This is a genomic window from Brevundimonas sp. (assembly GCF_036402095.1).
Classification (GTDB): Bacteria; Pseudomonadota; Alphaproteobacteria; order Caulobacterales; family Caulobacteraceae; genus Brevundimonas.
On sequence record NZ_DASWTO010000148.1, the window covers coordinates 1 to 12,026 of the forward strand.

Below are 12,026 nucleotides of genomic sequence, written 5' to 3' on the forward strand. Positions count from 1 at the left end.
CGGCCGGGCGGGCCAGCGGCGACTGCAGGGCCTTGGTGGTCCCGTAAATCTCGATGATCTGCTCGCCGCGCTGAACCACCATCATATAATGCCGGTCGCCGGTGTAGAGGCGCGCGGTCCTCAGCAGGGCCGGATCGGACGGCGCCAGCACCGGCACGGGCGAGGTCTCGGCCAGCCTCAGCACCGGCGCCAGATCCTTGTCCTGGGCCAGCACGCCGCGCAGCCGGGCCGCGAGCGGATCCTGCCGCGCCTGCGCCAGGGCGGCGTTGTCGGCCCGCGACCGGGGCAGGTCTATCTGGGTGGCGGCGACCGGAGAGGGCGGCGGCTGCTGCGAGGTCGCGACGCCGGCGACCGCGGCGGCCGCTATGACGCCGCCGGCGAAAGCCCAGTTGCGGATGCTCATGGTGACGGCCCTCCCGCGATCACCATAGCGCCGTTATCCGATACTGGCGAGATATGGCCGCGCCGCTTGCCTTTTCCCCCCATCCCGCCTAGAAGCCGCCCGCACTTCGCACGCGGACGAGGCGCGTTCAGGGGAGACATCCCTGTCCGCACCGTTCCGAGGGACCCTTTTTCGCAAGATGGGGCGGTCCTTTAATCGCCCGCGCAACGTCTATCGGATAAAGGAACTACCCCTCATGGCTCTGCCTGAATTCTCCATGCGTTCGCTGCTTGAGGCCGGCGCGCACTTCGGTCACCAGACGCACCGCTGGAACCCGAAGATGGAGCGCTACATCTTCGGATCGCGCTCGAACATCCACATCATCGACCTGTCGCAGACCATGCCGCTGCTGCACCAGGCCCTGGTCGCCGTGCGCGAGGTCGCCGCCAAGGGCGGTCGCGTCCTGTTCGTCGGCACCAAGCGCCAGGCCGCCGATCCGGTCGCCGAGGCCGCCCAGCGCTGCGCCCAGTACTATATGAACAACCGCTGGCTCGGCGGCACCCTGACCAACTGGCGCACCGTCTCGGGCTCGATCGCCCGTCTGCGCGAGCTGGAAGGCCTGCTCGAGTCGGGCGGCGAGGGCCGGGTCAAGAAGGAGCTGCTGAACCTGCAGCGCGAGAAGGACAAGCTCGAGCTGTCGCTGGGCGGCATCAAGGACATGGGCGGCATCCCCGACATCATGTTCGTGATCGACACCAACAAGGAGGCCATCGCCATCCTTGAGGCCCGCAAGCTGAACATCCCGATCATCGCCATCCTCGACACCAACTCGGATCCGGACGGCATCACCTATCCGATCCCGGGCAACGACGACGCCGCCCGCGCCATCCAGACCTACTGCGACCTGATCGCCGACGCCGTCCTCGACGGCCTGGCCGCCGGCGCCGCTTCGTCGGGCGTGGACCTGGGCGCCGCGGTCAACCCGGACGAGCCGATGCTGCGCGAAGCCAAGGCCCCCAAGGCCGCCAAGGCTGAGGACGCCGCTCCGGCCGGCACGGAAGCCGTCGCCGAGGAAATGATCGCCGCCTCCGAGCCGGCCGTCGCCGACGAAGCCGCCCAGGAAGCGACCTCGGAAGCCAACGACGCCGTCGAATCCGAGCCGGCCCAGGTCTGATCGACCTCCGCCTCTCGACGGCGAACTGACTATGCGGCCGGGCTCAGCGGAGCCCGGCCGTTCCCGCATACGCATACCCAAGGAGACTACCCATGGCCGAGATCACCGCCGCCCTCGTGATGGAACTGCGCGCCAAGTCCGGCGTCGGCATGATGGACTGCAAGAAGGCCCTGCAGGAGACCGACGGCGACATCAACGCCGCCATCGACTGGCTGCGCGCCAAGGGCCTGTCCAAGGCCGCCAAGAAGGCCGACCGCGTCGCCGCCGAGGGCCTCGTGGCCGTGGCCTCGAAGGAAGTCGGGGCCGGCGAGATCGGCGCCGCCATCGAGTTCAACGCCGAGACCGACTTCGTCGCCCGTAACGAGCTGTTCCAGAACGCCGCCAAGAAGTTCGCCGAGCTGGGCCTCGAGCACGCCACGGTCGAGGGCCTGCACGGCGCCGAGCTGGAAGCCGGCAAGACGGTCCAGGACGAGGTCACCCAGCTGATCGCCACCGTCGGCGAGAACATGCAGCTGCGCCGCGCCGCCCGCCTGTCGGTCGACGAGGGCGTGGTCGCCTCCTACGTCCACAACGCCGTGTCGCCGGGCCTCGGCCGCATCGGCGTTCTGGTCGCCCTGCACGGCGGCGGCGACAAGGCCGCCCTGCGTGAATTGGGCCGCAAGATCGCCATGCACGTCGCCGCGACCGCCCCGCTGTCGCTGAACACCGACGATCTGGACCCGGCCGCCATCGAGAAGGAACGCGAAGTCCTGACCGAGAAGGCCAAGGAAGAAGGCCGTCCGGAGGCCATGATCGCCAAGATCGTCGACGGCCAGATCGCCAAGTTCCAGAAGGACGTGGTGCTGACCAAGCAGCCGTTCGTGATGAACCCGGACGTGACCATCGAACAGCTGGTCGCCGACACCGGCAAGGAACTGGGCGCGCCCGGCCTGCACCTCGCCGGCTTCGTCCGCCTCGCCCTCGGCGAAGGCGTCGAAAAGGTCGAGGGCCCGGACTTCGCCACCGAAGTCGCCCAGATGACCGGCGGCCAGTAAGGCCCTCGTTCCTCTTCGGGAGCAGCGAAATGAGGGGCCGGTGACGATGTCGCCGGCCCTTTTCGCATGCGCGCCATCCTGGCTTTCGGAGACGCCGGCCGTTCCCGCGTCCCCGCCATGGATCCGCCTCGGCCGGTGATCTGCCGGGATCCCGATGGCGATCAGGCCGGGTCCTGTGTCCACACCGAGGGTTGATTTGACATCACGGCGCTATCGGCGTCCCGGTTCCCGCGCAGGACAGGAGCCATGCGATGAAGACGGTGACGACCCTCGCGGCGTCCGGGATTCATGATGATCCCCTGACGGACGTGTTCGTCGGAACCGGCGCCGGCGAGACCTACTATATCGACAACCCCGACGACGTGATCATCGAGGCGCCCGGCGGCGGGACCGATCGCGTTCTGACGCCGCTGTCTTCCTACGCCCTGCCGGCGAATGTCGAGAACCTGGCCTTCATCGGGCCGGGCGATTTCACCGGCGACGGCAACGAGCTGGACAATGTGATCATCGGGGGAGGCTGGAACGATGTCCTGTCCGGCGGCCTGGGCCGCGACACCCTCGTGGGCGGGGATGGCGGCGACTGGCTGGACGGCGGGTCAGGCCTCGCCAACCAGATGCAGGGCGGCGCCGGCAATGACACCTACGTCGTCAGCGCCGCCGGAGACACGGTCGTCGAATTCGGCGGCGGAGGCGTGGATGCGGTCCGGACCGCTCTGGCGGCCTTCACCCTGGCCGCGAATGTCGAGAACCTGGCCTTCACCGGCACGGGTCAGTTCGTCGGCGTCGGCAATGGGGGGAACAATCTGATCTCGGGCGGCGTCGACGGCGACACCCTGATCGGGCGGGACGGCGACGACACCCTGTCCGGGGGGGCGGGCGCCGCCAACACCCTGATCGGCGGGCTGGGCGACGACACCTATGTGGTGCAGGTCGCGACGGACAGCATCGTCGAACACGCCGGCGAGGGAACGGACACCATTCAGGTCACGCTCGCCGGCTACACCCTTCGGGACCATCTGGAGAATTTGACCTTTACCGGCACGGGCGATTTCGTCGGTGTCGGCAACACCCTCGCCAACACGATACGGGGCGGAAGCGGGAAGGACTCGCTGAACGGCGGCGCGGGCGACGACCTCCTCGAAGGTCTCTTCCAATGGGACAGGCTGGACGGCGGCTCCGGCGACGACAGGCTCTACGGCGGCTCGGGCCAGGACGTGTTGATCGGCGGCGCGGGCGCCGACCTCCTGGATGGCGGGGAAGGGGGCGACGACTACGACTACGCGGACTATTCCGCCCAGACGGCGGCCATCCGCGTCAACCTCGCCGCCGGCCTGACGCAGAACGACGGCCAGGGCGGCGTGGACATCCTGATCGACATCGAGAACGCACGAGGCGGCTCGGGCGCCGACGTCCTGATCGGCGACGCGGTCGGGAACGACCTTTTTGGCGGCGCCGGCGCCGACATGCTGGTCGGGCAGGGCGGCAATGACTCGCTGGACGGCGGCCCGGGGCTGGATACCTTGCAGGGCGGGCTCGGCGACGACTTCTACTGGGATCCAGACCTCGGCGACACCTTGGTGGAGTTCGCCGGGGAGGGCGAGGACACCGTCTGGGTGCTGGCGATCAATTACACCCTGCCCGCCAATCTCGAGAACCTCCACTTCAGCAATCCGGGCGTCGTCCACGGCGGATATGGAAACGACCAGGACAATTCGATCGAGGGCGGAGACCTCGGGGACCTGCTGGCCGGCGGCGCCGGAGACGACACCCTGACCGGCCTCTGGGGGGACGATATCCTGCGGGGCGACAGCGGAGATGATCTCCTGATCGGCTTCGACGGGACGGACACAGCCGTGCTGTCAGGACTGGCCGGCGGCTACGCCTTCGCCCACAATGACCTGGGCGGGGTGACGATCACGGACACCAACCCCGCGGACGGCGACGACGGGGTCGACATCCTGATCGAGGTGGAGTTCGCGCGCTTCGGCGACGGAACCGTCCTGAATCTGGCGCCCTGGGAGAGCCCCGGCCTGACCCGGCCTGACGACAGCGTGGCGGAAGCGCTCTCCCGACCGAGGGCGAAACTTGCCCTCGACGACCTGGCCGTGACGCTTCATCCGGCCGGAGACGTCTGGGACATGGCCTAGCCCGGAGGCGGCGGCTTGGGTCGTCGGCCCCTTTCTCGTATGGGGGCGTTCAGCGGCGAGGAGACTTCCATGATCCAGGACGAAGGCGCGCCTGAGGAGGACGGCGGCGGCTATGACGTCGACGACTGGTCGCGCCTCAAGGCGTTCACCGGGGCGGTCGCCACGCTCGACGACGTTCAGGCGAAACGGGCGGTCTTCGCCCTCGCCGAGACCGACGATCCCCGCGTCATCCCGATGGACCTGCCCCAGCCGGTGATCTGGTGGGAGACGGACGGCGAGCAGGCGGCCGTCGCCGTGCAGGCCGAGAGCCACCTCGGCCCCGACGGCGAGGACATGGAGGTTCTGGGGCTGATCCTGCCCGACGGCGGCGGCGCCGTGGCCCTGCTGGAAGACGTCGACCTCGTCGATGCGACCGATCCGGTCTGGCGCCGGCTCGTCGCCGAGGCGATCGATGTGGACGACCTCGGGGACTGAGTCGCAGGGGACTGACCGACCTAGGCCGGGATACGCCGCCGCGCGAGGATCATCGCCCCCACCAGGCAGCTGCCGAACAGCAGGCCTTCAACGCCCCCCGTCACGGCCTGGCTGACCGGACCGAAGCCGCTCTCGCCGAACAGGCCGCCGATCTGGTCGAGCTGCAGGCGGGAACTGGGGAAGCGGCGGGCGAGCAGATCGAGGCTGCCGCCCAGCATCCGCCCTCCGAACAGCGGAATGGCCACGCCCGCGGCGGCCCCGGCCAGGCCTCCGGCGAGAAGGCCGCGGCGCAGCTCGAACCGGCGGGGGCCGCGGCTTCCCAGCCAGGCGCCGAGCCCGACGGCGGCGCCGATCAGCGCGCCCTCGGCCGCCCCGGTGATGTTGCCGGGCGACTGCCCGAACAGCAGGTTGAAGGCGTCGAGGCCGATCAGCTTGCCGACGGCCCCGGTCAACAGGCCGCCCGCCGCCCCGCCGATCACGCTCCATTGCCACGGCCGTCCGGGCATGAAGCCTGCGGCGACCCCGAAGCCGACGCCCCCGCCGGCGATCAGGCCCAGCACGAGGCTGAGGCAGACGAAGACCAGCAGCACCGAGATTTCGCCCATGCCCGGCTGCAGCGGCTGGGAGGCCCCGCCGAAGCCGTAGAACAGGCCGATCAGGACGCCGGCCGCGCCGCCGCCCGCCATGCCCGCCGCACCGAGCAGGCCGAACCGCCGCCAGAAGGCCGGAGCCTCCGCCGCCGCCGCAACGCTCGCCGGCGCCGGCGCGGCCTCGACCCGCTCCACCGTCGCGATGAAGCGATAGCCGTGCTTGGGGACCGTTTCGATGAAGCGCGGCCGGACGGCGTCGTCGCCGAGCTGGCGCCGCAGGGTCCGGATGCATTGCGTCAGCGCTTCGTCCGTGACCGGCACACCGCGCCAGACCTCCCCGAGGAAGCGGTCCTTCGACACCAGCCGGCCCTGTTCGCTGACCAGCAGCGCCAGGGCGTCGAGATAGCGGGCGTTCAACTCCACCGGCGCGTCGTCGCGCTTGAGCTGACGGTCCCGGACATCGAGGGAGAAGCCTTCGAAGCGAAAACTGCCGGGCGCCATTTTTCAGCAAGACCTCAGGAGTTGCTCATGCCGCTCACCAACCGCGCCAGGCAGGGTGGGAGCCTCACCCAAGCAGGAAGGCAAGGCAATGGAGAATAGTGCAGGCGCCGCGGCCTCGTCACGCGCCGGCCGCGGGTGGCTGGCGCCCGCCGGCACGGTCGCAGCCCTCATGGCCATCGGCCTGCCCCTGTACGTGATCGAGGCGACCGACGACCGGGACAAGGTCGTGCTCACCCGCAACGAGGCGATCGGGGAGCCGCTCGGCGGCCGGACCTGGCGCGGCGGGCTCGCGAACGCCACCGACCGCGCCCTCACCGACGTCTCGGTCCAGATCCGCTTTCACGACCGCGCCGGCCGGCCCGTCGGGGCGCCGGTCAGCGCCCGCGCCGCCCGGCTGGGCCCCGGCGCCCGGCTCGATCTGCAGGCGCGCCTGCCGGCCGCGGCGGCCGGCCTGCAGATATGGGCCCTGCGCTGGACCGGGGAGGGCGGGGAGACCGTCGGCCTCGGCCCCTACGAACGGTGGACCTTCGGCCACGTGCAGGTCTGATCCGTCGCACGGGCCCGGCCTTCTCCCGCGGCGCCGGAACGGCTAAGTCCTTTCCATGATCGGAAGACTGAACCACGTCGGCGTCGCCACCCCGTCCATCGAGGCCAGCGTCGCCCTGTATCGCGACCTGCTCGGCGCCACGAAGGCCCACGCGCCGTTCGACCTGCCGGCCCAGGGCGTCCGCGTCTGTTTCGTCGACCTGCCCAACAGCCAGATCGAGCTCATCGAACCCCTCGGCGACGATTCGCCCATCCACGGCTTTCTCGCGAAGAATCCGAAGGGCGGTCAGCACCACGTCTGTTTCGAGGTCGAGGACATCCTCGCCGCCCGCGACGCGCTGCGGGCGAAAGGGGCGACCATTCTCGGCACGGGCGAGCCGCGCATCGGCGCCCACGGCACGCCGATCATCTTCGTCCATCCGAAGGACATGGGTGGGGTGCTGGTCGAACTGATGGAAACGCCGAAAGCCGGAGCCCACTGATGGACATGCCGATCGGGCCGGTGACCATGCTGGCCATCTACATCGTCTGCTGGTGGGTCGTGCTGTTCGCCATCCTGCCGCTCGGCATGTCGCAGGGCGCCCAGGACCGCCCGGTCGACGGGGGCCAGTGGGGCGCGCCCGCCAATCCGCAACTGAAACGCAAATTCCTCACCACCAGCTGGGTCGCCCTGATCGTCTGGGCGGTGGTGATGGGGCTGGTCTACATCGGCTGGATGCCCCTGCCGAACCTCGCCCCCCCGGCCTGAGCGACGCGATGACCGACCGCCTGTTTCTGCTGAATCCCGACTGGCGCGACGACGAGGGCGGCCCGTGGTTCTGCCCCGCCGGGGCCTTCATCGAGGGCGTGCTGGCCTTCTATCCCGCCCTCAAGGACCGGCTGGACATCGTCCGGATCGATCACGCCCGCCCGCGCCCGCCGGTCGTCGACCTCGTCGGGGAGGAGCACCAGTCCTGCCCCATCCTCGTGCTGGACGGCGCCTTCGACTGGCCTGACGCCCGGACCAGCGAGGCCACCGGCCGCCGCTTCCTGCAGGACCACGCCATCGCGCCCTACCTGGCGGCGCGTTACGGGATCGGGCGGCCGCATCCTTGAGAGGGCTTAGGGCTTAGGGCTTAGGGCTTAGGGCTTAGGGGGTAGGCACAGGAGACGGTGGTGAACTCAGGCCCCCTAATTTCTACGTCCTAATTCCTAAGCCCTCGTCTGGCCTAGCTTTCGCCCCGCCGTCCCGGCTAAAGCTCGTGTCCCACGCCTCCCACGCCGGATTCCCTCCCATGCGCCTGTCGCGCTACTTCCTGCCCACCCTCAAAGAAGCCCCTTCAGACGCCCAGATCGTCTCGCACCAGCTGATGCTGCGCGCCGGCCTGATCAAGCAGGAGGCCGCCGGCATCTACGCCTGGCTGCCGCTCGGCCTGCGGGTGCTGAAGAAGATCGAGCAGATCGTGCGCGAGGAGCAGGAGCGGGCAGGGGCCGTCGAACTGCTGATGCCGACCCTCCAGCTCGCCGACCTGTGGCGGGAGTCCGGCCGCTATGACGCCTACGGCCCCGAGATGCTGCGCATCACCGACCGGCACGAGCGCGAGCTGCTCTACGGACCCACCAACGAGGAGATGATCACCGACATCTTCCGCGGCTTCGTGAAGAGCTACAAGGCGCTGCCGCTCAACCTCTTCCACATCCAGTGGAAGTTCCGCGACGAGCGCCGCCCCCGCTTCGGCGTCATGCGCGGTCGCGAGTTCCTGATGAAGGACGCCTACTCCTTCGACATCGACGAGGCCTCGGCCCGGCGGGCCTACAACCGCATGTTCGTCGCCTATCTGAACACCTTCGCCCGGATGGGGCTGAAGGCCGTGCCGATGCGCGCCGACACCGGCCCGATCGGCGGCGACCTGTCCCATGAGTTCATCGTCCTTGCCGACACCGGCGAGAGCGCGGTCTTCTGCGACCGCAAGCTGGTCGAGATGCCCGCGCCGGGCGCCGACGTCGACTGGGACGACCTGCAGGCCATCGTCGACGAGCGCACCTCGATGTACGCCGCCACCGAAGAGATGCACGACCAAGCACGGTTTGAGGCCGAAACGATTCCAGCGAATAGGATGTCGGCGCGCGGCATCGAAGTCGGCCACATCTTCTATTTCGGGACCAAATACTCGGCCCCGATGAAGGCCTTCGTCGCCGGCCCCGACGGCAAGGATGCGCCGGTGCACATGGGCAGCTACGGCGTCGGCGTCTCGCGCCTGCTTGGCGCCATCATTGAGGCCAGTCATGATGAGGACGGGATAATTTGGCCCCGTGAGGTCGCCCCCTTTAGCGTTATCCTCATAAATCTACGGCCGGGGGACCCCGCTACCGACAGTGTCTGCGAAGCATTTTATGAAGCGGCAGAAGCTGCTGGCCACGAGGTGCTTTACGACGACACTGATGAACGGGCTGGGGCCAAATTCGCACGGGCTGAGCTGATTGGTATCCCGGTTCAAGTCGTCGTTGGGCCCAAGGGAGCCCGAGACGGGGTGATCGAGCTTAAAGCGCGAAATGATCCGGAGCGCCGGAGCATCTCCCTGGAGGACGCATACCAGCAACTGCGTTCTAGGTGGGAGAAGAAGCACCAGAAGAGCCAGCCGTTGGCATTGCAGCCTCGAGCCAATCAGATCACCACCGATGTCGAATAGCGCAAGCAAGCCCGCCGGCCCCTTCTCCGCCTGGGAGTTCGGCCTCGCCCTGCGCTATCTGCGGGCTCGCCGGCGCGAGGGCGGCATCGCCCTGATCGCCATCATCTCCTATGTCGCCATCGCCCTGGCGGTGATGGCCCTGATCACCGTCATGAGCATCATGGCCGGCTTCCGTTCGACCCTGCTCGACCGGATGCTGTCCTTCAACGGCCATATGTTCGTCCAGGGCCAGCTGCTCGACACGCCGGAGCGCGACCAGGCCCTGCAGCGCATCCGCGCCGTTCCCGGGGTCGAAAGCGCCGTGCCGGTGATGACCAGCTACAGCCTCGTCCGCGGCGCCGGCCAGACCAACCCCGCCGCCGTGCGCGGGGTCCGTCCCGAGGACCTCGCCGCCAACACCTACGTCTTCGCCAGCCTGTCGGAAGAGGCGAAGCGCACCTTCGGCCAGGGCCCCTACGGCGGCGAGAACATTCTGGTCGGCAAGGCGCTGGCCGACATGATGGGCCTGCGCGTCGGCGACCCCCTGACCCTCTATTCCCCGACCGGCGCCACCAGCGCCTTCGGCAATCTCGGCGGACTTGAGAAAACCTATCGCGTCGGCGGCGTCTTCACCTCCGGCACCACCGATTTCGACCAGCTGTTCATCTTCATGCCGCTGGAGCAGTCGCAGCTGTTCTTCGGCCGCGAAGCCGCCTGGGACGCCATCGAGCTGAAGGTCGTCGAGCCCGACCGCGTCGAGCTCCTGCGCGCCCCGGTGATGCGCGCCGCCGGCTCCGGCGCCATCGTCTCCGACTGGCGCGACCGCATGGCCGCCTTCTGGGGGGCCCTGAAGGTCGAGCGCGTGGCCATGAGCATCATCCTCGGCCTCGTCGTCGCCATCGCCGCGCTCAATATCATCTCCGGCATCGTCATGCTGGTGAAGAACAAGACGCGCGACATCGCCATCCTGCGCACCGTCGGGGCCAGCCAGTCGTCGATGCTGCGGATCTTCTTCATCGCCGGGGCCACCATCGGCGTGGCCGGCACCGTCACCGGCCTCGTGCTCGGCCTGCTGTTCTGCCTGAACATCGCCGACATCCAGCATTTCCTCGAGGGCCTGTTCGGCGTGAAGCTGTTCGACGCCGAGGTCTATATGCTCGACGCCATTCCGGCAGAGGTCGATCCCGCCGACGTCGTCTGGGTCACCCTGTGGTCGGTGTTCATGTCCTGCGTGGCCAGCCTGCTGCCGTCGTGGCGGGCGGCGAAAATGGATCCGGTGGAGGCCCTCCGTTATGAGTAAGCCCCCCCGCGGCGCTGGCCGCGTCGTCAGCGGCGCCCCCGTCCTGTCGGTGCGGAACGTCACCCGCACCTATGAGTCCGCCGCCGGTCCCCTGACCGTGCTCAAGGGCGTCGATCTGGACGTCATGCCCGGCGAGGTGGTCGGCCTGATCGGCCCCTCGGGCTCCGGCAAGTCGTCCCTGCTGCACGCTGCCGGCCTGCTGGAGCGGCCGACCTCGGGCGAGATCCGCATCGACGGCGAGGATGTCGGCGGCCTGCCCGAGCGGGTCCGCACCCACATCCGCCTCGCCAGCATCGGCTTCGTCTACCAGTTCCATCACCTGCTGGCCGAGTTCGACGCCCGCGACAACGTCGCCCTGCCGCTGCGCATCGCCGGGACGAAACAGGCCGAGGCCCGCGCCCGCGCCGAGGAGGTGCTCACCGCCCTCGGCCTCGGCGAACGCCTGACCCACCAGCCGGCCCAGATGTCGGGCGGGGAACAGCAGCGCGTCGCCGTCGCCCGCGCCCTCGCCAACCGGCCGCGCCTGCTGCTGGCCGACGAGCCGACCGGCAACCTCGACCCCGCCACCAGCCAGACGGTGTTCGAGGCCCTGCACGACCTCGTCAAGAAGACCGGCGTCGCCGCCCTGATCGCCACCCACAACATGGAGTTGGCCGGCCACATGGACCGCGTCTTCGCCCTGAAGGACGGCCATCTGGAAGAGCGCCCCGCCGAGAGCCACGAATACTGAGCCGGTCGGCGCCTCCCCATCCACGGTGAGGCGGGGCCGCGCGGCGGTGGAGGGCGCTGCGGCGAAGGCCGGACCGTGCTAGACTGGACCCTCATGGAGGCGCCCATGTTCGAAGCCATCCAGACCCAGCTCGCCGCAGCCTGTCGCGCCCGCTCCGGCGGACGGGTGGCTGAGGCCCGCGACGCCTACGCCCGCGCCGCCGCGCTCAGCCGCGAGGCCGGCCGGCCCTTGCTGCAGGCCCATGCGCTGCGCCATCTATCCGACATCGACCGCGAGGACGGCCAGGCCGCCGAGGCGCTCGGCCACGCGGAAAAGGCGGCCTCCCTCTATCGCGGCAAGGCCGGCGAGCCGCTCGACCTCGCCAACGCCCTGCGCCTCAAGGCCCTGGCGCTCGAAGACCTGCACCGTCCCGATCAGGCGGTCGCCGCCTGGACCGAGGCCCGCGCCCTCTACGCGGCGGCCGAGGTCGCCGCGGGCGTGGCCGAGTGCGAGGCGCGGCT

Annotated in this window: 12 protein-coding genes and 2 pseudogenes; 12 read left to right on the forward strand and 2 right to left on the reverse strand. The window is 69.3% G+C overall.

Features of this window, described 5'->3' with window-relative positions:
• Positions 1-403, reverse strand: a 403-nt coding sequence (locus tag VGD32_RS10365) for a hypothetical protein (RefSeq protein WP_331031812.1), incomplete at its 3' end; no start/stop codon positions are given.
• Between the two features lie 235 nt (positions 404-638).
• Here VGD32_RS10365 and rpsB point away from each other — a divergent pair.
• The 4 genes from rpsB (at position 639) to VGD32_RS10385 (ending at position 5,211) form a co-directional block, all read left to right on the forward strand.
• The gene (gene rpsB, locus VGD32_RS10370; RefSeq protein WP_331031813.1) at positions 639-1,556 is read left to right on the forward strand and encodes a 30S ribosomal protein S2; all 918 of its coding nucleotides are present in this window, start codon (positions 639-641) and stop codon (positions 1,554-1,556) included.
• 92 nt (positions 1,557-1,648) lie between these two features.
• Complete coding sequence (gene tsf, locus VGD32_RS10375) at positions 1,649-2,590, forward strand: translation elongation factor Ts (RefSeq protein ID WP_331031814.1); 942 nt, start codon at positions 1,649-1,651, stop codon at positions 2,588-2,590.
• Positions 2,591-2,841: 251 nt separating this feature from the next.
• Positions 2,842-4,737 (forward strand): calcium-binding protein, encoded by a 1,896-nt coding sequence (locus tag VGD32_RS10380; protein WP_331031815.1) that lies wholly within the window; start codon positions 2,842-2,844, stop codon positions 4,735-4,737.
• A 69-nt stretch (positions 4,738-4,806) separates the two neighbouring features.
• Complete coding sequence (locus VGD32_RS10385; protein ID WP_331031816.1) at positions 4,807-5,211, forward strand: hypothetical protein; 405 nt, start codon at positions 4,807-4,809, stop codon at positions 5,209-5,211.
• Positions 5,212-5,231: 20 nt separating this feature from the next.
• Here the strand turns inward: VGD32_RS10385 and VGD32_RS10390 are convergent, their stop codons facing one another.
• Positions 5,232-6,302 carry a transcriptional regulator gene (locus tag VGD32_RS10390; protein WP_331031817.1) on the reverse strand — a complete coding sequence of 357 codons (1,071 nt, stop codon included), beginning with the start codon at positions 6,300-6,302 and terminating at the stop codon, positions 5,232-5,234.
• An 88-nt stretch (positions 6,303-6,390) separates the two neighbouring features.
• Here VGD32_RS10390 and VGD32_RS10395 point away from each other — a divergent pair, with 88 nt between their 5' ends.
• The 8 genes and pseudogenes from VGD32_RS10395 to VGD32_RS10430 form a co-directional block, all read left to right on the forward strand.
• A complete protein-coding gene (locus VGD32_RS10395; RefSeq protein ID WP_331031818.1) occupies positions 6,391-6,849 on the forward strand; it encodes an FxLYD domain-containing protein in 459 nt (152 codons plus the stop codon).
• 55 nt (positions 6,850-6,904) lie between these two features.
• Complete coding sequence (mce, locus tag VGD32_RS10400; protein ID WP_331031819.1) at positions 6,905-7,330, forward strand: methylmalonyl-CoA epimerase; 426 nt, start codon at positions 6,905-6,907, stop codon at positions 7,328-7,330.
• Positions 7,330-7,596, forward strand: a complete 267-nt coding sequence (locus VGD32_RS10405) for a DUF1467 family protein (protein ID WP_331031820.1) — start codon at positions 7,330-7,332, stop codon at positions 7,594-7,596. Before mce ends, VGD32_RS10405 begins: the two co-directional genes overlap by 1 nt.
• An 8-nt stretch (positions 7,597-7,604) precedes the next feature.
• Entirely contained in the window at positions 7,605-7,943 is a 339-nt protein-coding gene (locus tag VGD32_RS10410; RefSeq protein ID WP_331031821.1) for a DUF3088 family protein, read from the forward strand.
• A gap of 179 nt (positions 7,944-8,122) precedes the next feature.
• A pseudogene (gene proS / locus VGD32_RS10415) lies at positions 8,123-9,430 on the forward strand (proline--tRNA ligase); the annotation flags it as partial.
• A 76-nt stretch (positions 9,431-9,506) separates the two neighbouring features.
• Positions 9,507-10,796 (forward strand): lipoprotein-releasing ABC transporter permease subunit, encoded by a 1,290-nt coding sequence (locus tag VGD32_RS10420; RefSeq protein WP_331031822.1) that lies wholly within the window; start codon positions 9,507-9,509, stop codon positions 10,794-10,796.
• Positions 10,789-11,526 carry an ABC transporter ATP-binding protein gene (locus tag VGD32_RS10425; protein WP_331031823.1) on the forward strand — a complete coding sequence of 246 codons (738 nt, stop codon included), beginning with the start codon at positions 10,789-10,791 and terminating at the stop codon, positions 11,524-11,526. Before VGD32_RS10420 ends, VGD32_RS10425 begins: the two co-directional genes overlap by 8 nt.
• Positions 11,527-11,631: 105 nt before the next feature.
• A pseudogene (locus tag VGD32_RS10430) lies at positions 11,632-12,026 on the forward strand (GNAT family N-acetyltransferase); the annotation flags it as partial.